The 20958-nt window shown below is 59.4% G+C and carries 19 protein-coding genes; 11 read left to right on the top strand and 8 right to left on the bottom strand.

All coding sequences use genetic code 11. The annotated features are described in order from the left end of the window. Positions 1–136: 136 nt before the first annotated feature. The 3 genes from PMX72_RS07050 to PMX72_RS07040 all read right to left on the bottom strand — a co-directional run bounded on the left by PMX72_RS07050 (position 137) and on the right by PMX72_RS07040 (position 2692). The gene (locus tag PMX72_RS07050; RefSeq protein ID WP_117803365.1) at positions 137–667 is read right to left on the bottom strand and encodes a nitroreductase family protein; all 531 of its coding nucleotides are present in this window, start codon (positions 665–667) and stop codon (positions 137–139) included. 284 nt (positions 668–951) lie between these two features. Next, positions 952–1575 (bottom strand): DUF47 domain-containing protein, encoded by a 624-nt coding sequence (locus PMX72_RS07045; protein ID WP_055251695.1) that lies wholly within the window; start codon positions 1573–1575, stop codon positions 952–954. 67 nt (positions 1576–1642) lie between these two features. Beyond that, positions 1643–2692 (bottom strand): inorganic phosphate transporter, encoded by a 1050-nt coding sequence (locus PMX72_RS07040; protein WP_117779351.1) that lies wholly within the window; start codon positions 2690–2692, stop codon positions 1643–1645. A 250-nt stretch (positions 2693–2942) separates the two neighbouring features. Here PMX72_RS07040 and PMX72_RS07035 point away from each other — a divergent pair, with 250 nt between their 5' ends. From PMX72_RS07035 to PMX72_RS07015, 5 genes are all read left to right on the top strand, one after another. Continuing rightward, positions 2943–3281 carry a hypothetical protein gene (locus PMX72_RS07035; RefSeq protein ID WP_117854961.1) on the top strand — a complete coding sequence of 113 codons (339 nt, stop codon included), beginning with the start codon at positions 2943–2945 and terminating at the stop codon, positions 3279–3281. A gap of 80 nt (positions 3282–3361) precedes the next feature. Continuing rightward, a complete protein-coding gene (locus tag PMX72_RS07030) occupies positions 3362–4057 on the top strand; it encodes a Bax inhibitor-1 family protein (RefSeq protein ID WP_117757011.1) in 696 nt (231 codons plus the stop codon). Between the two features lie 140 nt (positions 4058–4197). Continuing rightward, positions 4198–5331, top strand: a complete 1134-nt coding sequence (locus PMX72_RS07025; protein WP_117779349.1) for a TIGR02452 family protein — start codon at positions 4198–4200, stop codon at positions 5329–5331. A gap of 78 nt (positions 5332–5409) precedes the next feature. Continuing rightward, complete coding sequence (locus PMX72_RS07020) at positions 5410–6069, top strand: SGNH/GDSL hydrolase family protein (protein ID WP_117584214.1); 660 nt, start codon at positions 5410–5412, stop codon at positions 6067–6069. Positions 6070–6148: 79 nt separating this feature from the next. Then, positions 6149–6760 (top strand): pentapeptide repeat-containing protein, encoded by a 612-nt coding sequence (locus PMX72_RS07015; protein ID WP_117798208.1) that lies wholly within the window; start codon positions 6149–6151, stop codon positions 6758–6760. A 145-nt stretch (positions 6761–6905) separates the two neighbouring features. On the opposite strand, the gene thiD is transcribed toward PMX72_RS07015, so the two are convergent. Next, positions 6906–7736, bottom strand: coding sequence for a bifunctional hydroxymethylpyrimidine kinase/phosphomethylpyrimidine kinase (thiD, locus tag PMX72_RS07010; protein WP_271729541.1), 831 nt, complete (start codon positions 7734–7736; stop codon positions 6906–6908). A 177-nt stretch (positions 7737–7913) separates the two neighbouring features. Then, complete coding sequence (gene thiC / locus PMX72_RS07005; RefSeq protein ID WP_271729540.1) at positions 7914–9248, bottom strand: phosphomethylpyrimidine synthase ThiC; 1335 nt, start codon at positions 9246–9248, stop codon at positions 7914–7916. A gap of 171 nt (positions 9249–9419) precedes the next feature. Here thiC and PMX72_RS07000 point away from each other — a divergent pair, with 171 nt between their 5' ends. Continuing rightward, a complete protein-coding gene (locus PMX72_RS07000; RefSeq protein ID WP_271729539.1) occupies positions 9420–9941 on the top strand; it encodes a hypothetical protein in 522 nt (173 codons plus the stop codon). Between the two features lie 40 nt (positions 9942–9981). Here PMX72_RS07000 and PMX72_RS06995 read toward each other — a convergent pair whose 3' ends face one another. Both PMX72_RS06995 and PMX72_RS06990 read right to left on the bottom strand, forming a co-directional pair. Then, positions 9982–10791, bottom strand: coding sequence for a YaaA family protein (locus PMX72_RS06995; RefSeq protein ID WP_271729538.1), 810 nt, complete (start codon positions 10789–10791; stop codon positions 9982–9984). Between the two features lie 102 nt (positions 10792–10893). Continuing rightward, complete coding sequence (locus PMX72_RS06990) at positions 10894–12291, bottom strand: aminopeptidase (RefSeq protein ID WP_271729537.1); 1398 nt, start codon at positions 12289–12291, stop codon at positions 10894–10896. Between the two features lie 166 nt (positions 12292–12457). Between PMX72_RS06990 and polA the strand changes: the two genes are divergently transcribed. Continuing rightward, positions 12458–15202: a DNA polymerase I gene (gene polA, locus PMX72_RS06985; protein WP_271729536.1), complete on the top strand. Its 2745-nt coding sequence runs from the start codon at positions 12458–12460 to the stop codon at positions 15200–15202. A gap of 345 nt (positions 15203–15547) precedes the next feature. Here the strand turns inward: polA and PMX72_RS06980 are convergent, their stop codons facing one another. Further along, entirely contained in the window at positions 15548–16375 is an 828-nt protein-coding gene (locus PMX72_RS06980; RefSeq protein ID WP_118226810.1) for a Cof-type HAD-IIB family hydrolase, read from the bottom strand. Positions 16376–16928: 553 nt separating this feature from the next. Between PMX72_RS06980 and PMX72_RS06975 the strand changes: the two genes are divergently transcribed. The 4 genes from PMX72_RS06975 (at position 16929) to ndk (ending at position 20896) form a co-directional block, all read left to right on the top strand. Next, a complete protein-coding gene (locus tag PMX72_RS06975; protein WP_118449497.1) occupies positions 16929–18155 on the top strand; it encodes an argininosuccinate synthase in 1227 nt (408 codons plus the stop codon). Between the two features lie 233 nt (positions 18156–18388). Further along, positions 18389–18559, top strand: coding sequence for a hypothetical protein (locus PMX72_RS06970; RefSeq protein ID WP_158564366.1), 171 nt, complete (start codon positions 18389–18391; stop codon positions 18557–18559). Positions 18560–18677: 118 nt separating this feature from the next. Beyond that, positions 18678–20108 carry an argininosuccinate lyase gene (gene argH / locus PMX72_RS06965; protein WP_271729919.1) on the top strand — a complete coding sequence of 477 codons (1431 nt, stop codon included), beginning with the start codon at positions 18678–18680 and terminating at the stop codon, positions 20106–20108. Between the two features lie 383 nt (positions 20109–20491). Then, a complete protein-coding gene (ndk, locus tag PMX72_RS06960; RefSeq protein ID WP_055251725.1) occupies positions 20492–20896 on the top strand; it encodes a nucleoside-diphosphate kinase in 405 nt (134 codons plus the stop codon). Positions 20897–20958: the final 62 nt, after the last annotated feature.

Here is a 20958-nt window from a genome sequence, read left to right as displayed (position 1 = left end):
AGGAGCTCGCACCTGCGGGCTCCTTTTTTGTGGCTGTATACGGGTTGGGAAACAAAACGCCGAGCTCTGCATGCGATAGGACAGAACTCGGCGAAGGGCGCGTGGTAAAAGGTAGATTTTAAGGTATGTCTAAAAACTACTTGAGGAGGAAGTTGGAGAGGGGAATAGTGCGGGCCTCGCGATGCTCGGGATCGGCGATGTGGTCGGCGGGATAGCCACAGACGAGCATGTGATAGGGATAGACGCCCTTGGGCAGATTGAACTGCTCCTGTGCCACCTCAGGCTTAAAATGGCATACCCAGCACGTTCCCAGGCCCTGCTCGGTGGCCTCCATCATCATCTGGTCGCACACGATGGACGTATCGATTTCACTGGAATTCATCTGGTCATACGGGCGTACCCAAGCATCATCGGTAACGCTGCAAATAAGGAAGACAAGCGGAGCTCCAAAGATAGACCCATCACGAGCAAACCGAGGCTGACAAGCAGCAGCCTTCTCCAACAGCTCAGGCGTATCCAGCACCATCACACGGGCTGGATGATTATTACAAGCAGAAGGAGCAATACGCCCAGCCTCAACAATGGCATCCACCACAGCTTGCTCAACAGAACGATTCTCAAACTCGCGACAAGAATACCGAGACCGAGCCAGATCCAAATAAGACATACAAGCCCTCCAACAATTAAAAATCAAACAAACCCAAAGTAACCCAAACAGTACCCAAAGCAGCAATCAGCCAAACGCTCATCAAGGGCCAAAGTGTCCGAACGGGTACCATAGGTCCCTTCAGCCAAACCCCCATCGCGCTAAATCTATCAGCCAAAGTTCCCAATGGTGGTGCATAAGGGAGCGGGCCCGGCCACTAATAACCTTGAACGACTCTGCTTGCAGCCGGAGTGAAAAAGGTTATTAGTGGCCGGGCCCGCGACCGGTGGGACATGTACCCCCAATTAACTGTTCTTCATGACGATCGAATCCACGACATCGGCCACATTCTCGCAGCAGTCGGCGCAGTACTCCAGGAAGGCGTACACGTCACGCCAGGCGATAACCTCGAGCGGGTCCTTGCCGTTAACGTGCAGGTTACGCATGGCGTTGATATAGAGCTCGTCGGCCTCGGACTCGATGGTGTTGATCTGGATGACGAGCTCGCGCAGCGTCTTGGACTTGCGGTAGTTGGGCAGCTCGACCATCAGGTCCTTCATGGCGCGGCAGGCGTCGGTCACCTTGTGGGCGATGACGATGGCGTCGGGATGGATGCTCTGGATGTTGGTGAAGTAGACGCGCTGCACGACGCCCTCGATACGGTCGAGCACGGTGTCGAGCGAGCAGCTCATCAGATCCAGGTCCTCGCGCTCAAGCGGGGTGATAAAGGCCGTGAGCAGGGCGTCCTCAAGCTCATGGTGCTTCTTGTCGGCCGCATGCTCGATCGCGTGCATCTTGTCGAGCATATCGTGAATCTTCGCGGGATCGAAGTTCTCGAAAATCTTGGTAAGCAGCTCGGCGGCCTGGACGGCAAGGTCGGCGCAGGCGACGTAGTTGTCAAAGTAGAATGAATCGGGTTTCTTTGCCATGAGTGGGTCCTTTCGAGGCGAAGACGGGTGGGCGAAGTTTTGCGGTCCGGATGGACGCTCGGTGTGGCTAGAGGAACATCATGAACAGCTTGGCCATGACAAAGCTGATGAGTCCGCAGGCGGGGAAGGTGAAGAACCAGGTGAACATCATGTCCTTGACGACGCCGAAGTTGATGGCCGAGAGGCGTTTGACGGCACCGACGCCCATGATGGCGCAGGTCTTGATGTGCGTGGAGGACACGGGGATGCCGGTAAGGGTGGCAAGCAGCAGGTTCGCGGCGCCCGCCAGGTCGGCGGAGAAGCCCTGGTACTTTTCGAGCTTGACCATGCTCTGGCCGACGGACTTGATGATGCGCTCGCCGCCCACACTGGTGCCGATGCCCATGGTGGCCGAGCACAGCAGCATGATCCAGATGGGGATGCCGGCGTCGCCGACGCTAGTCTGGCCGTTGGCGAAGGCGACACCTAAAAAGAGCACGCCGATGAACTTCTGTCCATCCTGCGCGCCGTGCATAAAGCTCATGGCCGCGGCACTCGCAATCTGAGCATATTTAAAGAAAACGTTGGCGCGTCGCCTGTTGGCGGCGGCGAAAAGAATCGAGACGAGCTTGCACAGGATCCAGCCCATGACAAAGCCCAGGCCAATGGAGAGCGCCAGGCCGTAGATAACCTTCATCCACTCGTGAATGTTGACGCTGTTGGCACCACCGAGGGCGATAGCAGCTCCGGTCAGGCCGGCGATGAGGCTGTGGCTTTGCGAAGTGGGGATACCAAAACGCGATGCCGTAGCACCGTAGACGACGATGGAGAACAGCGCCGCACAGAGGCACGCGAGTGCCATGGTGCTGTTTCCGCCAAAGTCGACGATATGTGAGATGGTGTTGGCGACGCTCGCGTTAAAGTGCGTCATGATGAGCACGCCCAAGAAGTTGAATGCGGCGCTCATGAGGATGGCGGCGCGGGCGGGCATGCAGCGCGTGGTGACGCAGGTCGCGATGGCGTTGGGCGCGTCGGTCCATCCGTTGACGAAGATGGCGCCGAGCGCGAGGATCACGGTGACGGCAAGGACTGGGTTCGACACAAGCTGGCCGAGGAAGGTTGAGAACGTTACGTCCATATATGGGCTTTCTCGATATTTGCAGACTCGTTACAAAAACATGATAAATCGTATCACCTCCTGCGGGTTTCTTTACGGAGTTCTGATGGGAGAAGTGAATTTTTTGGTACTAACATTGAATATTAGCCCTGTTGACCGCGGGTGTTCTTTTTGCTAACGCGTCGTGCGGACGTGCGCCTGCGGTCCGACACTCCAAAACCACAGTCTGTTCGCTTTACAACATGCAAACATGCGTTCGATAATAGGGGCCATGGAATATCGACAGACAGACGGCAAAACTCGGCGCGTGCACAAGCAGTATGTGGACGTCGTGGCTCGCATTCTCGCGGGCGGACAGGTTGTGCCGGTTACCGTCTGCTGGGTTGACGGTCGCTGCTTTACGATTGACGAGATTGTCTCGTCCACCGGTTTTGGCCTGACGGTTCACGGCATTCGTACGGCAACCTATAAGGTACGTTTTGGCGGACATGCGACCGAGTTGTATCTAGAGGACCAAACGCGTGAGCGGGCGGACGGCTCGCAGGCGCACGTGATGCGTTGGTGGGTCTGGGCTTTTGATCGTACGCTCGAGGGCGAGCGCCGCAGGTAAGAACGCGTGGCGTTCGGGTACAATGGCAGGAAACTTGTCAGCTACGGCGCCGTCGCGGTGCTTTTTGAAAGGACGAAAGTATGAACGATATCCAGGGCTATCAGAATGGCCCCATCGAGACCGGCGCAAGCCGTGCCAAGGAGATGTCGCCGCGCGCGTACAACCTTGTCATGTCTGCTCTGATCTTTTTGGGCTTTTGCGCCATGGGCGCCGGTGCTTACTTTACGAGCACCATGTCATTTGCGCGCATGATGATGAGCGGCGCCGCTTTGCCGCTGGTCTTTGGCTCATTTATTTTGACCATCGTTGGCATGGTCATGATGTCGGCTGCTGCCAGCAAACAGTCCGTGGGCCTGTCGCTCGTGGGCTACGTGGTCTTTGCGAGCACCTTTGGCCTGACGGCGTCGTTTGGTCTTGCCAACTACGACCTGCCTACCATTAACACCGCCTTTATCGCCACGGCCGCCATCACCTTTGTCTTTGGTGCGCTGGGCGTGACCTTCCCCAAGTTCTTCCAGCGTGTGTATGGCATTGGTTTTGGCATCTTGCTTGCCACGATTCTGGTCGAGATCGTGCTGATGTTCATGGGCGTTTCGCAGTCCATCACCGACCTGATCGTGATTGTGGTGTTTGCCGGCTTTATTGGCTACGACACCTATGTGGCCACGACGGTGCCGCCTACGCTGCCCAATGCGGTGCTCATGGCGTCCAATCTGTTCGTGGACATTATCAACGTGTTCCTACGCATCCTGAACATCCTCGGCCGTCGCGATTAAAACGCGGCATTGCGATGCTTCCTGCCGGACACGGTAAAACGATGCGAAAGGCGGTCCTTCGGGGCCGTCTTTTTTGTGCGCGGCGGGGTATCATGGATGGGAAAAGCCGATAGCGGCAGCGACAGGAAAGGTGGCCATGTATGGCAGACGTCGACAACAGGAACCGTAACCGCAGGTCCAACCGAGCGGGTCAGCCCAATCCCAAGCGCGAGGCCCGTGCCAAGGCCGCCGAGCGCCATGTGATGACTGTGTCCGAGGCCTGCGCCAAGGATATCGAGCGTTCGCTTGCTGGTGTTCGCGAGTTTGACGGCATGCCCGCCGGCTTTGTCGCGGCGATGAAGGCCAAGGTTCAGACTGCTGTGGCCCCCGAAGAGCAGGTCGCCGAGGACGTCGAGAACGCGGAGACTGCCGAGGTCGAGGCGGCGCCCGAGACCGAGGCGGCGCCCGAGCCCGTCGAGGAGCCTGCCGAGGAAATCGCCGAAGCTGAGTCCGCGCCTGCTGAGGAGCCCGCTCCGGTCCTGCCCGAGGTCACTGTGCTTGATGCCTCCGCCACGCAGGCAATCCTCGATAACGGTCGCGGCTATGCGCAGTTCTGCGACATGGCCGTGCTCGCCTTTGCCTCGTTTACCAATCCGGGCGGTGGATATATTCAGGGTTATCTGGGCCAGGAGGCCACGCTGTGCGCCGATTCGTATCTGTACAACGTCCTCGATAAGCAGCGTAAATGGTACGGTGAGAACCGTCGCCGCAACATCAACTGTGAGCTGTACCGCAACCGTGCGCTGGTGGTGCCCGCGGTGCGCTTCGAGCGCAAGCATGTGCACGCCTATGCCGACGTGATCGTCGCCGCTGCACCCAACGCCAAGCGTGCTCGCCAGGAGTACCGCGTGAGCGACGATGCCTTGCTTGACGCCCTGCGCGACCGCATTCGCTTTGTGCTTGCTATCTGCGATGAGCTTGGCCGCGAGAAGCTCGTACTGGGTGCTTGGGGCTGCGAGAACAACGGCTTTGACGCAGAGGCCGTGGCCGAGCTCTTCCGCAAGGAGCTCGCATCGGGCGACTTCAAGGTCAAGCAGGTCTTCTTTGCCGTGCCCTCTACGCGCTGGGACGAGGACTTCGCCAAATTCGAGCACGTGCTGGCAAACTTCCCCGAGCAAAACGAGGAGTCCTATGCTCAGGTTGCCGCCCGCGCCGCAGCCGCCCGTGCCGCCGAGCAGGCTCAGACCGCTGCCGAGGATGACGAGGATGACGACGACTGGCGCAAGTACCTGTAAACGGTGCTCGTGATGCGATATACCGAGCCGACGGGAGAGGCTGCTCCTGTCGGCTTTTTATTGAGTGGGGAGCTTACGATGAAAAACGTTCTGTGCTTTGGTGACAGCAACACCTATGGTTACGATCCGGCGGGCATGCGCGACGGTACCGCGGTGCGCTATGCGCAGGATGTGCGCTGGTGTGGCGTGGTCCAACGTGACTTAGGCGAGGGCTGGCATGTAATTGAAGAAGGCCTCAACGGCCGCACGACGGTACGCGACGACATGTGCCATCTGGACACTAACCTCAACGGCATTCGCGCGCTTCCGATGCTGCTCGAGGCTCATAAGCCGCTGGACGCCATTGTGATCATGCTGGGCACCAACGACTGTAAGACGGTCTTTAACGTGACAGCTTCCGATATCGCCCGTGGCGCCATGGCGCTGATTCGCGCCGTCCGCGCGTTTCCGTGGACCGACGCTGCGCCTTGCCCGCGCATCCTGCTGATGGCTCCTATCAAGATCAAGCCGCAGATCGCCGATGTATATATGACCGATTTTGACGAGCGTTCCGTCGAGGCATCTGAACATTTTGGCGAGTACTATGCGCACGTGGCCGAGCAGTTTGGCTGCGACTTTTTGAATGCCGCCGAGTTTGCCGAGCCGGGCGATATCGACTATCTGCATATGATGCCCGAAAGCCACGAGAGCTTGGGACATGCCGTGGCAGCCAAGCTCCAAGAGATGCTCGGTGAGTAGCGCGACCCCAAGCCACCGCAAAGGGGGCAGGCACCTTTGTGGTGGTTTTGCCCGGGTAAACGAACGGATTGGCTGCCATATGGGCATGGACGAGCTCATCGACCTCTTTGCCGAGGGCGATGAGCTCGTCTCCAATACCGCTTTTGAGGATTTGGATCTTGCCTGCGACGTGGCGAACGGCGCGACCTTCGATGGCGTCGTGTTCCGATCTTGCGAGTTCGATAGCGTTGACTGGAGCGGCTCGACGTTTCGCGACGTGGTGTTTCGCGGTTGCCGCTTTATCCGCTGCAACATGGAAGGCTGCTGGCTCAACCGCTGCGACTTCGTTGACTGCTCGGCGCCGGGGCTCAACTTGCTCAGGGCGCGTCTGTCGAGCGTGTCGTTTACATCGTGCGATTTGAGCTATGCGAACCTTTCGGAGGGACGCATTGGCCCCATGGCTGCGCATGACACGCGTTTGACCGAGGCCGCACTCCAGGGGGCAAAGCTGGGGCAATTGCGCTTGGACGGCTGCGACCTGACGCGAATCGATGTGTTCAAGACGCCGCTTTCCGGCGTGGATGTATCGCGATGCGCGTTCGCGGCCCCTGTCATCTCGGGCGACTACCGTGAGCTGCGGGGCCTGACGGTCAATGCCGAGCAGGCACTTGCGCTCTCGGGTTTGTTGGGAATTCAACTCGCCGACGAATAGGCGCTCTGGTCCTTTGCTCGACCGCTATCTAAAATCAAACCGTCGCAACATTTAATGATTTTTCGCGTTTGCACGATTTTCATCGAATGTTGCGACGGTTTTTGGTGCAAGGTAGCCTGTCTTTTTTTGGCAGGTTACTGGCTATTTAGTATTGCCACATGTGGTTGACAGGGCCGGAGCCTTTGCCCATGTCAAAGCCGGCGGCGAGAGCGCCCGTTAGGTAGGCCTTGCCGGCGTTGACGGCGTCGGCAAGATCCATGCCCTGCGCCAATGCGCAGGCGATGGCGGATGAAAGCGTGCAGCCGGTGCCATGCGTGTTGCCGGTCTCGATGCGCTTGTGGCGGAACCACGTGGTGAGCGGATCGCCCATATGGTTGCCTTCGTTATCGAGTGGCGCGGGTTCGGCCAATACATCGTTGGCCTCGTTGACAAGATGCCCACCCTTAACGAGGGATGCGCAACCAAAGCGGCGGGTGAGGAGCATGGCGGCGTTTTGCTGCGTGCGCTCGGAATCGACCTCGTAGTCGAGCAGCGCCATGGCCTCGGGAATATTGGACGTGATAACGGTCGCCAACGGGAACAGGCAGTGGGTGAGCGCCTCGGCAGCATCCTCGGCGATGAGGCGAGCGCCCGAGGTGGCAACCATGACGGGGTCGACGACGATATTCTGCGCATCCCAGGCGCTCAAGCGCTCGGCGATAACCTCGATAATCTCGGCAGAGGAGACCATGCCGATTTTGACGGCGTTGGGGCGGATATCGTCAAAGACGGCATCGATCTGCGCCGCGACAATATCGGGGGAGATGTCCTGCACGGCGGTGACGCCCAGGGTGTTCTGTGCGGTGATGGCCGTGATGGCCGTCTCGGCATACAGACGGTGCGCCGTGATAGTCTTGATATCGGCCTGAATGCCGGCGCCGCCGCTGGAATCGGATCCTGCGATGGACAGGACGGCAGGTACCTTGCTGCGATCCATGTTCGCTCCCTTGTTCGGTCGGATTCAAATGGGTCTTCAATCCGCATTATAAAGATGCCCGGGCCGGCTGTATGCCGATCCCGGGCGGGCGGTGCAATCTTTACGTAAATATAAGCAAATGTTCACACGTCAACAATTGACGAGCACCTTGTGTTCGATTGCGGCTCCGATGACGCGTTAGTCCTCCATGCCGAGGTCGATTGTCGTGCCTTCGAACACCTTGTTGACGGTGCGAACGGCGCACATCTTGCCGCACATGGTGCAGGTGCCCTCGGTGGCGGCGGGGGATTCCTCGTAGCGCTTGCGGCTCGTGACCGGATCGAGAGCACACTTCCACATGGCATCCCAGTCGAGCTTGCGGCGTGCCTGGCCCATCTTGTCGTCCATGTCGCGGGCGTGCGGCACCTTCTTGGCGATATCGGCGGCGTGCGCGGCAATCTTGGTGGCCATGAGGCCATCGAGCACGTCCTGGGCGTTGGGCAGGCACAGGTGCTCAGCCGGCGTCACGTAGCACAGGAAGTCGGCACCGGAGCTGGCGGAGATGGCGCCGCCGATGGCAGCGGTGATGTGGTCGTAACCCACGCCGATATCGGTCACCAGCGGCCCGAGCACATAGAACGGGGCGTTGTGGCACAGGCGCTTCTGCAGTTTCATGTTGGCGGCAATCTCATCGAGCGCCATGTGGCCCGGGCCCTCGACCATGACCTGGACGCCGGCTGCCCAGGCGCGCTTGCACAGCTTGCCCAGCTCGATCATCTCGGCGGTCTCGGTGGCGTCGTTGGAGTCGTAGAGGCAGCCCGGGCGGCAGGAGTCGCCGAGCGAGATCGTCACGTCGTACTCGTGGCAGATTTCGAGCACCTCGTCGTAGAACTCGTAGAAGGGGTTTTCGTTGCCGGTGACCTCCATCCAGCCAAACAGCAGCGAGCCGCCGCGGCTGACGATGTTCATGAGGCGGCCGGTCTCCTTAAAGGTCTTGATGACTGACTTGTTGATGCCGCAGTGGATGGTCATAAAGTCCACGCCGTCCTCGGCGTGTGCGCGCACGACCTCGAGCAGGTCGTCCTTGGTGAGCTTGACCAGCGGCTTTTCCATATAGCCGATGGCGTCGTACATGGGCACCGTGCCCACCATGAGCGGCGTCTCGTCGATGAGCTGCTGGCGGAACTGGCGCGTCTTGCCCGAGTTGGAGAGGTCCATGATGGCGTCGGCGCCAAAGTCCTCGGCAATCTTGACCTTCTTCCATTCCTCCGCGGCATCGGCCTTGTCGCCCGAGATGCCCAAGTTCACATTGACCTTGGTGGACAGGCCCTCGCCGACACCAAAGGCGCGCATGCCCTTTTTGATATGCACGATGTTGGCGGGAATGGCGATGCGGCCGTCGGCCACGCGCTCGCGGATGTACTCGGGGTCGCGATGCTCGCGCTCGGCGACCTCTTTCATCTGCGGCGTGATCTGCCCGGCGCGGGCGAAGTCGATTTGCGTGACGAGCTTGGGCTCGGTCTGTGTGCTCATTGGCACGGCTCCCTTCGTTGGCATTACCCATATCAGGTTCGCGGGTCAGGGCGGGCGCGCCCAGTCTCAGCCTGCCGTCTTGTCCCGCAAGCTCCCCGTTTATGTAATGGGCTCAAGTATAGCTCGAATGGGTACGATTGGCCTAACGAGCGTGCCTGCGGGGAGGCGAACATGGAAGACAAGCATCTATATCGAGAGACGCAGTGGGATGTGTCGGCCGAGGAGGGCCGTGCCCATCATGGCCTTGTCGCGATTGGTTTTGCGGTGCTTGCCGTGTTGGTGATTGCCTTTTGTATTTGGACGTTTGGCGGTCGCGGCGGCGCTTCTTGGGAGTTTGAGGCTGATGATAGCCTACCGGTTATGACGGTGAGGAGTACTGGCGGTAATGCCAATACGCTCGCCGTCCCGGGCGATTATTGGTACCCGCGCGATGAGTTTGTGCAGTTGCAGCTGAGTGGTGGGTCCATTCCAGGTGAAGAAATCGAACGCGTGACGTTTGATGCGGCGCTCAAAACGTTGACGGTGAAGCTCAAAAATCAAGGAGACGTTCCCACGACCATGGATATCGCCCTGACGGAATGGCGCCTGGAGCCTCCGACGGGTGTTGCGGTGTCCGAGGTAGAACATGTCAAGATTGCCTATCAGGACGGCTCGACAAATGAAATTGCCAGAGCCGACGGCTTGGCGCAATAGCCGCCGTGCCTAGGCGGCACATTCAAAAGTAGCGGTGGTCCTACAAGGCCTGTTCGTTCAGGAAGACCAAAGTGTTTTTATTTGAAAGCTCGGGAAAGTGACGATAACCAACGTCGAACGCGGTGAGCCCGCTTACATCCTCGAGCTTGTTTTCGGCCATCCAGCGCACCATGGAGCCGCGTGCCTTTTTGCTGGCGGTCGACCGTTGGATGGGCTTGCCGTTGCGGATGCCTTCGCCAAAGAGACATGTGACGACCGTGACATCGGTGGTGAGGCGGGGCAGAACGGCTTTGGCGTATTCCGCGCTGGCGAGGTTGACGATCGTAGCGTTGGAGCCCGCCGGAGCGATGGCTCGTGCGAGCTTGTCGCCCCAAAACGCGTAGAGGTCTCGGGAATCGTCGACGGCAAGCTTCGCGCCCATCTCCAGCCGATACGGTTCAACGGCATGAAAGGGGCGTACGCATCCGTAAAGGCCCGAGAGGATCCATAGATGGTCTTGCATCCATGCGAGCTGCGCGGAATCCATCACCTCGGGTGCCATGCTCTGGTACTGAATGCCGTGATAGGACATGATGGCAGGGGAGATGCGGCGCGCGAGTGCGGGATTCTCGAGATCGCCGTTTTTCAGGATGGGCCCGAACTCATGCAGGGTGTTGAGGCAAGGCCCCAGCAGTTTGTCACTTACGTTCCATAGCGCCTGCAGGCCGCCGCTGCCTTCATTCCGCTCGATATCTAGCAGTGCGCGGTGGAGGCGAGCCGTCTCGTGCGCAAAAGGTGGAATGCCCAGGACTTCAAAAGCATCTTGGGCAGCGCGCATCTGCTTGGCGGGCGAAATGATGACCTGCAGCATGGACTCTCCTCTGCCAAAAAGGAAGTTGCGGAGGAATACGGTCTGTTTTGCCGTTTATGGGCCAGTTTAGTCCGTATTTCACCGCAACTGATGAAGGGTCGGTTAGGCGCGCTCGAGGAAGGCTTTGTAGCCGCGATAGGCCTCGTAGATATCGGCCTTGTTAGCGACCTCCCACAGGGCGTGCATGGACAGGACGGCAACGCCGGAGTCGATGACATTCATGCCATACTCGGCCATGATGTAGGCGATGGTGCCGCCGCCGCCCGCGTTGACGCGGCCGAGCTCGCAGGTCTGGAAGTCAACGCCCGCCTCGTCCATGATGTCGCGGATGAGGGCCACGTACTCGGCGTCGGCGTCGTTGGAGCCGCCCTTGCCGCGGCTGCCCGTGTATTTGTTAAAGCACAGGCCGCGACCCATAAAGGCTGCGTTCTTGGTCTCGAACTTGCCGGCGTAGCCCGGGTCAAAGCCGGCGGACACGTCAGAGGAGAGCATGCGGCTGCGGGCGAGTGCGCGGCGCAGGGCCAGCGGGCTGCTCTCGCCGGCGAGCGTCATGATTTCGGCGACGGTGTTCTCGAAGAAACGGCTCGTCATGCCGGTGGCACCCACGGAGCCGATCTCCTCTTTGTCGACGATGAGCGTGATGCTCGTGCGCTCGACATTGGCCACATTGATCTGGGCGAGCATGGAGGGGTAGGCGCAGACGCGGTCGTCGTGGCCATAGCCCAAAATCATGGAACGGTCGAGGCCCATGTCGCGGGCGGGGCCGGCGGGCACGACCTCGATCTCGGCGGAGAGGAAGTCCTCCTCCTCGACGTCGTACTGCTCCTTGAGGATGTCCAGGAACATCTGCTTGACGGGCTCCTTGGGGGCGTCCTTGTCGTCCTCGTCAAACTTGACGGGGCGGCCGCCCACAATCACGTCGAGGATCTCGGCGTCGACGGCGTCCTTGGCGGGCTTGGCCATCTGCTCGCTCGAGAGGTGGATCAGCAGGTCGGAGATGGTAAAGACCGGGTCGTCAGCCTTGTCACCGATGTTGATGTCGACGGTGGTGCCGTCCTTTTTGCAGATGACGCCTACGAGTGCGAGCGGGGAAGCGACCCAGTGGTAGCTCTTGACGCCGCCATAGTAGTGCGTGTCGAGGTAGGCCATGTCGCCGGCCTCGAAGGCGGGGTTCTGCTTGAGGTCCAGGCGCGGCGAGTCCACGTGGGCGCCCAGGATGTTAAAGCCCTGCTCGAGCGGGGCGGTGCCCAGGTTGACGAGCATGAGGTCCTTGCCGTGGTTGGCGGCGTACACCTTGTCGCCGGCCTTGAGCGCGCGGCCCTCGGCGATCACGGTCTCCAGATTGACGTAGCCCGCCTCCTCGGCCATCTTGATACCGGCCTTGACGCACAGGCGCTCGGTCTTGTTCTCACTCAAAAACTGCTTGTAGCCGCGGCAAAGCTCCTCGAGCTCCTCGATCTGCTGTGGCGTGTACTTTTTCCATGCGCAGGGACGCTCCATGACGCAGGCTCCTTTCGGATCGATCGTGCTGGTTGATGTACCGTGAGCCATCGTATCACGCGCGGGCCCGCGGCGGCAGGGAAGCCTGATGTGCGGTGGCCGCGGGGCGGGGAGCGTGTAAACTGGTGTGAGCAAACCGTGCCCAGCCCAAAGCGAGGTATTCAATATGTCTGAAAAGCGCCGTACCTTTGCCGTCATCGACGGCAACTCGCTCATGCATCGCGCCTTCCACGCCGTGCCGCCGACCATGAACGCGCCGGACGGTCGCCCCACCAACGCGATCTTTGGTTTTCTGAACATGTTCCTCAAGATGATCGATGCCTTTAATCCCGACGGCGTTGTCGTGGCGTTTGACAAGGGCAAGCCGCGCGTGCGTATGGAGATGCTGCCGCAGTACAAGGCGCAGCGCCCGCCCATGGACCCCGACCTGCACGCGCAGTTCCCCATGATCAAGGAGCTGCTCGGTGCGCTCAATGTGCCGATTCTGCAGTCCGAGGGCTGGGAAGGCGACGATATCCTGGGAACCATGGCGCGCTTGGGTGAGGAGGCCGGCTGCGACATGCTGCTGGTGACCGGTGATCGCGATATGTATCAGCTCGTGACTGAGCACGTCAACGTGGTCTCGACTCGTAAGGGCCTGTCCGACGTGGCGATCATGACGCCCGAGAGCGTGGACGATCTGTATCACGGCATCACGCCGGCGCTCGTGCCCGACTTTTATGGTCTGAAGGGCGACACGTCCGATAACATTCCCGGCGTACCGGGCATCGGCCCCAAAAAGGCGAGCGCGCTCATTGCGCAGTACGGTAGCCTGGACGAGGTCATCGCACACGCCGATGAGGTCAAGGGCAAGATGGGCGAAAACCTGCGTGCGCACATCGACGATGCGCTGCTGAGCCGCAAGGTCGCAACCATTCGCACCGATGCGCCCGTCGAGCTCGACTTTGACGAAACATCCTTCCCAGCGTTTTCTGCCGATGAGGTTTCCGCGGCGCTGGGTACGCTTGGTATCACCGCCATGCAGAACCGTTTCTTGGCACTGATCGGTGACGAGGGTGGCGCTGCTGCCAGCACGTTTGAGATTCCCGCCGTTTTGCGCGCAGCCGCCGGCGATGCTGGCGCGCTTGGTGCCGTTGCGGCTGAGGTCTCCCGCGTGATTGATGCCGGCGAGTGGGTCGCCGCCGTTGTGGACGATGACAAGGAAGAGGGCGCGCTCTTTGGGCTGACGCGCACGCTGTGGTTGGCGACGTCCAAGGGCCTGTTTGCGCTCGAGGAGGGCGACAGCGGTGCGGCGGCTGAGGTTGAGGGCTTCAACTTCGCCCACGGCGTGATTGCCGGCGTGCTCGCGCGTCTGTTTATGGAAGGCCGTGTGGCGAGCCCGGATATGAAGGCGCTTCTGCATGAGCTTTCGCCCATCGATTCTTCTGAGCTCGAGCTCATGGATCCGCTGGCAGTCGATTCCACGCGCATCTTCGATACCGTTGTTGCCGCCTACCTGTTGGATTCCGACCGCTCCGAGTTTGACGAGGTGTATCTGGCCGATACGTATCTGCAGATGGCGCTGCCTGCGGCGCGCGGCGCAGAGGGTGCTGGCGAGGACGCTCCTGCACCCGCCGCTCGCACGGCGGCCTTGACGCTGGCGCTGGTTGCACCGCTGCGTGACCGCATGGCCCGCGAGAACGCCGCCAACGTGTTCGATGGGATCGAGATGCCGCTCGTGCCGGTGCTTGCCAAGATGGAGCGCGCGGGCATGCTCGTGGACCCCGACCGCCTGCACAGTCTGTCCGAGGGCCTGGCGACCCAGATTGCCGAGGTCGAGCGCAGCATTCGCGACCTGGCCGGCGACGAGACCTTTAACATCGGCAGCCCCATGCAACTCTCGCACGTGCTGTTTGATGTTATGGGACTTCCGACCAAGGGCCTCAAAAAGACCAAGCGCGGCTACTATTCGACCAACGCCAAGGTGCTGAGCGACCTTGCCCGCGACCACGAGATCGTGCGCCTGATTTTGGACTGGCGTGAGAAGTCCAAGATTAAGTCGACCTATCTGGACACGCTGGGCCCGCTGCGCCGTGGTGACGGGCGTGTGCACACCACGTACAACCAGACCATCACCGCGACGGGGCGCCTGTCTTCGAGCGACCCCAATCTGCAAAACATTCCGACGCGCTCGGAGCTGGGGCGTACCGTCAAGACGGCGTTCTCGGCGGGCGAGGGCAGCGTCTTTTTGGCGGTGGACTACTCGCAGATTGAGTTGCGTTTGCTGGCGCATCTTTCGGGAGACGAGCACCTGGTGCGCGCCTTTAACGAGGGCGAAGACTTCCATGCCGAGACGGCCGCGCGCGTGTTTGGCGTGCCGGTTTCCGAGGTGACGCCCGACTTGCGCAGCCGCGCTAAGGCCGTGAACTTTGGCATCGTGTACGGTCAGCAGGCCTACGGTCTGTCGCAGTCGTTGCACATCTCGATGGCCGAGGCGCGCGACATGATCGACCGCTACTACGAGGCCTACCCGGGTGTGCGTACGTTCCTCGACAGCGTGGTGGCACGTGCCAAGCAGACGGGCTACGCCGAGACCATGTACGGCCGCCGGCGTCATATTCCGGAGCTCAAGGCCAAAAACCCGCAACTCCGCGGCTTTGGCGAGCGCACGGCCATGAACCACCCCATGCAGGGCACCGCGGCCGACATCATCAAGATCGCCATGGCCCGCGTGAGCCGCCGCCTGGAAGAAGAGGGTTTTGCCGCCCACATGATCTTGCAGGTACACGACGAACTGGACTTTGAGTGCCCCGTCAACGAAGTCGAGCGCCTAACCACCATGGTCCGCGACGTCATGGAACACGTAGTAGACCTCCGCGTACCGTTGATCGCCGAAGCCAGCACCGGCATAACCTGGGCCGACGCGAAATAGGGAAGCACTCCGTAAGGCAAGCTCGCCCAAGACGCAAGCCCCCACATACTTAAGATTTGGGACAAACACTACTGATTAATTTGTCCCACAGTAACCAAAACAGAGGGGAGCCCCTTCCAACAAGGGGCTCCCCTCTGCTCAAATCATTTCAGCTAAGTATCTAGACACTCAAGACGCCATCTTGGCGGCAGGAAAGTAAACCTAGGACCTGGCCGGGCGGCGCGGATTAGTTTTTCGTAGATTCCGCACGAGCCGGAAAGCACTTAATGTGCTTTCCGAGCGAGCCCAGGACCTGACCGAACGAAAAACTAATCCGCGCCGCCCGGCCAGGTCCGACGTGCCACGTTACCGAGCCGCCAAGATAGCGTCGATGAGCGTCAGTACGCCCCCGTCGTTGTTGCTCGGAATACGCCACTTGGCATGCGCGTTCATATGCTCCTCGGCATTGTCCACGATAAAGCTGTGACCGACGCGCTCAAGCATGGGGATGTCGTTGTACGTATCGCCCACGGCAGCGGCGTCGGCGATATCGATGCCCAGGCGCTCGCAGAGATGTGCTACGCCCGACCCCTTGTCGACGCCCAGATTCATAAAGTCGATCCACTCGCGGCCCGCATTGGTGACGTAGAGTTTGTCCGAGAACTCGGGGCTGTAGTCCTCGCGAAACGCTGGCTCGGCATCGTAGGCGGGGAAGAAGATCGAAATCTTGTTGGACTCGATATCAAGGCCCTCAAAGCTATCGACGTAGTTGATCGTGTTGTAGTAGACGCTGATCTCGTCGTGGTACTGATGGTCGCGGGCGAGCACATAGAACTCGTCGTAGCAGCACAAGACGGGAACGGCACGCGGGTCCTCCGAGGCACGGGTGAGCACCTGCTGATACAGCGCCACATCGATGTTGCTCTTATAGATATAGCTGCCGCGATAGATGACGCAGGCTCCGTTGTCGGGACAAAAAGCAAGGCGGTTCTTAATGCTCTCGAACATTTCCTCGAGTTTGGGGGCGGGGCGTCCGCTGGCGGGGCAGAATACAATGCCTGCGTCGGCGAGCTTGTCCAGGCGCTCATCAAGACCCTGCGGCAACACGCGCTTGTCGGTGAGCAGCGTCTTGTCCATGTCGACGGCGAGAATCTTAATGCTTCCGATATTGGTGTCCGATTCGTAAGTTTGCATAAAAGCGCGCCTTTCGTTTCGAAATTGTTTCAGACGTTATAACCATCAACCAGTAACTGAGCGTATTGTCGCAGGAACGGAGCGTATTTGCACCACGCTTCACAAAGTAATGAAAAAACTTTTCAGAAATTTGAATTTGTCGCTTGTGCTGCGGGCACTTTAGCGTAATATAGCGACCATCGAAAACGGAGACGGAAATACAACCGCTTACCGAAGAAAAGGTACCGTTTACGATATTAGAATTGCGCCCGGCGATAGGTGAAAGGAGAGGCAGATGCAGTTCGTAAAGATCATCACCACTGCAGATAATGCCATCCGACGCCAGCGCGCAATTTCCCGACGACGATAACAATCGTCTCTGTTCGTATGGGGTGAAATGCCCCAACAGAGTCATTTTGAGGTCGTTGGGTTTTAGCACGATATAAACGCATGTTTCTAGGGCATGCTGTGCTGCTTTTTGCTATTTAACCTGATATTGCACGGTTTTTGACCTCGAAATGACTTGCAACTGACCGATGTTCTAACTAGCTACCAAGGGCGAAAGGAAACAGCCATGAGCAAGGAAAAAGTCGTTCTCGCATATTCCGGTGGTCTTGATACATCCGTATGTGTCAAGTGGCTCCAGGACGAGAAGAATCTCGATGTCGTTTGTGTCTGCGGCAACGTGGGCCAGGAGGAGACCGGTCTGGACGCCAAGAAGCAGAAGGCCCTCGACCTGGGCGTTCTGGATTGCCAGGTGCTCGATCTGCGCGACGAGTTCTCCGATGAGTTCCTGACTAAGGCCATCGCCGCAAACTCCATGTACGAGAACAAGTATCCGCTGCTCTCCGCCCTGTCTCGCCCGCTGCTTGCCAAGAAGCTCGTCGAGGTCGCTCACGAGTTTGGCGCCACGTATGTCGCCCACGGCTGCACCGGCAAGGGTAACGACCAGGTTCGTTTTGAGGCTGCCGTCAAGGCCCTCGACCCCGAGCTTAAGGTTATCGCCCCGGTTCGCGAGTGGGATCTGAAGTGCCGTCCCGATGAGGTTGCCTATGCTCACGCCCACAACGTGCCGGTTCCCGAGGGCGCCAACGACAACCCCTATTCCATCGACGACAACCTGTGGGGTCGCGCCATCGAGTGCGGTCACCTGGAGGATCCCTGGAACGAGCCGCTCGACGACGCCTGGGTTATGACCAAGAACCCCGAGGACACGCCGGACACCCCGACCTACACCGAGATTGAGTTTGAGGCGGGCAAGCCCGTCGCCGTCGATGGCAAGAAGATGAAACTCTCCGAGATCGTCATCGCCCTCAACAAGATTTCGGGTGACAACGGCTTTGGCCGTCTCGACTTGGTCGAGGATCGTCTGGTGGGCCTCAAGAGTCGCGAGTGCTACGAGGTTCCTGGCGCCCTGACGCTCATCACCGCCCACAAGGCGCTCGAGGACATCTGCGTCGAGGGCGACCTGCTCAAGACCAAGATTAAGCTCGAGCAGGATTGGGCCACCGCCGTGTACAACGGCCAGTGGTACAGCCCGCTCAAAAACGCGCTCGATGCCTTTATGGCCGACACCCAGAAATTCGTGACCGGCACCGTCCGTCTGAAGTTCTTTAAGGGCAACTGCCATGTCGTCGGCCGCAAGAGCCCGTTTAGCCTGTATGACTACGGTCTTGCTACCTACGACCGCGACACTACGTTTGACGAGAAGGCCAGCGCCGGCTTTATCGAGATCGATACGCTGTCGCTCAAGACGTGGGCTAAGGTCCAGGGCCCCAGCTCTGCTTCCGCCCAGGCCTAGCGCCTCCTTCCTTTGGTATCCGCGCGGCCCATCCGCGTGATACATAACGGGCGCATGGGGTCCCTACCTTTCGTTATGCTTGCTGACACTTCTTAACATCGGTGGCCCCTACGTTCCGCCCGCATATATGATGCCGCGTCTGCGGCTGAGTCCGAGCCCCGCCGGGGTTGTCCGGCGGGGCTCCTTCTATCAATTTGGCGGCTCTGTGCCTATATATATGAGGAGTATCCATTATGCTCAATGCTATCGCGCATGCTTTACTTGCCCTTGCACCCGAGTTCGATGCTGCAAAGGTCGAGGACGTTCCCATGAGCCTGAAGGCCTGGATCGATGGTTCGCAGGGCAACATCCGGAGGGAGACGTTGGGTGCCAAGTGCTTGGCGCGTCACTTCTTTGCAAATTAGCTACATGGCCCCGCGCACGGTGGGGAATGTGTAAAACTAGCGGTTGATAAATCGCTTTAGCGACAGGGCGCATTGCTTTGGGCGCTTGTTTTGGAATTTGATGAAAGGAGACGGTTCCATGGCTCTTTGGGGCGGTCGTTTTGAGGCGGGCGTGGCCGAGGTCACGCAGGAGTTTGGTGCGTCGCTGCCGGTCGACAAACATCTCTATAGGCAGGATATCGCCGGCTCTAAGGCGCATGCCAAGATGCTGGCCGCCCAGGGTATCATTAGTGCCGAGGACGAGCAGGCGATTGCCGAGGGCCTGACCGGAATCGAACAGGATATCGATGCCGGCAACTTCACCTTCGACATCAACGACGAGGACATTCATATGTCCATCGAGAGCGAGCTGACGCGCCGCATCGGCGAGGCCGGTAAGCGCTTGCATACCGGGCGTTCGCGCAACGACCAGGTGGCGACCGATACGCGTCTGGGCGTCAAGGCGCTGGCCAAGGAGCTCATGGAGGCTAATCTTGAGCTGCGTCATGTGCTGGTGGATGCGGCCAAGAAGTACGAAAAGGTGATTCTGCCGGGCTACACGCACATGCAGCATGCTCAGCCCGTGCTGCTGTCGCATCATCTGCTGGCGTATTCCTGGATGTTCGCGCGCGACTTTACGCGCCTGAAGACCGCCTTTGATGCCGCCGACAACTGCCCGCTGGGCGCTGCCGCGCTTGCCGGTACGAGCTATCCGCTCGATCGTCAGACGACGGCTGCCGAACTTGGCTTTGCGGGTGTGATTCCCAACTCGCTCGATGCGGTTTCCGACCGTGATTTCCTGCTCGATCTGCATTACGCCGGCTCCGTCATGGCCATGCACCTGTCGCGTCTTTCCGAGGAGATCGTGCTGTGGTCGAGCTCCGAATTTGGCTTTATCACGCTTTCCGACTCCTACTCCACCGGCTCGTCCATCATGCCGCAGAAGAAGAATCCCGACTTTGCCGAGCTTATCCGCGGCAAAAGCGGCCGAGTCTATGGCAACCTGGTTCAGCTGCTCGTGACCATGAAGGGCCTGCCGCTTGCTTATAACAAGGACTTGCAGGAGGACAAGGAGGGCGCTCTCGATACTGCCCATACGCTCATGCAGTGCCTGTCCGTTATGGCCGGTATGATTTCGACCTGGACCGTCAACGAGGATGCCATGGCGCGCGAGTGTGGTGTGGGGCATCTTGCCGCCACCGATGTTGCCGATTACCTGGCCAAGCGTGGTCTGCCGTTCCGTGAGGCGCATGCCGTGGTGGGGCATCTGGTCCTGATGTGCGAGAAGCGCGGCTGCAATCTTGAGGACTTGCCGTTTGAGGTGTTCCAGGAGGCAAGCCCGCTCTTTGAGCGCGACATTACTGAGGCGCTCGACATTCCGTCGATTGTCGCTGCGCGCACGACCGAGGGCGGTACCGCCCCTGCCGCCGTTGCCGTGCAGCTGCAGCGTGCCGAGGCAAAGCTCGTGGCCGACGAAGGCGTCTTTGGATCGCTGACCAAGGTCGTCGAGATGGGCCACGGGGCAAAGTAAGGGTTTGGCTGAAGCGGCTTTGGCCATTTATTGATAAATCGTTTTGCTTCTACGGGCGTCTGCAAATGTGGGCGTCCGTATTTTGTTGCTATGGGGAGGGGCTTGTCGAGGACTTTTGTAGGGCCTTTGGGCAGGTTGTGAAGGGGGTACGTTCGCGGGTGACAACCGACCGTCTGCTCTGTTCGATGCGGTTGATAGGAGGTCGGATGGTACTCTAATCGGGCTTCGAAACAGAAGTGACACATATGGAGCGCTTTAATAAATTGTATCGTTTCAATAAACAGCTTTTTGTTTAACTGCAGCTAAAACTCTGTTACGATGCAGTCCAGGCGGGTGCCGGAATGGGACTTGGGCACGCGCGAACCTACTTGAAAGGCTACCTTATGGCTATCGAGAAGACCTTCATCATGATTAAGCCCGACGCTGTGCGCGACCGCAAGATCGGCGAGATCGTTGCTCGCATTGAGCGCAGCGGCCTTGTCATCGAGCGCATGGAGATGACCACGCTCGAGCGCGCTACCGTCGAGGAGCACTACGCCCATCTGGCCGACAAGCCCTTCTTTGGCGGTCTCTGTGACTTTATGACGAGCGGTCCGGTCGTCAAGATGGTCGTTTCCGGTCTCTCCGCTGTCTCCAAGATGCGCACCCTTATGGGCGCTACCAACCCGCTTGATGCTGCCCCTGGCACCATTCGCGGCGACTTCGCTGTCGATGTCAACGCCAACGTGATCCACGGCTCCGACTGCCTTGAGAACGCCGAGATCGAGATCAAGCGTTTCTTTGGCTAAACCAGCTTTGACTCCTTAAAGCTGTTAGCGTGTGGCTTGGGCGCCGCGGAACTCTATCCGCG

It is taken from the genome of Collinsella aerofaciens (genome assembly GCF_028207065.1).
In the GTDB taxonomy this organism is placed as follows: Bacteria; Actinomycetota; Coriobacteriia; order Coriobacteriales; family Coriobacteriaceae; genus Collinsella; species Collinsella aerofaciens_AR.
The sequence above is the reverse complement of the archived record's forward strand: the minus strand, read 5'-3'. Positions and strand labels throughout refer to the sequence as shown.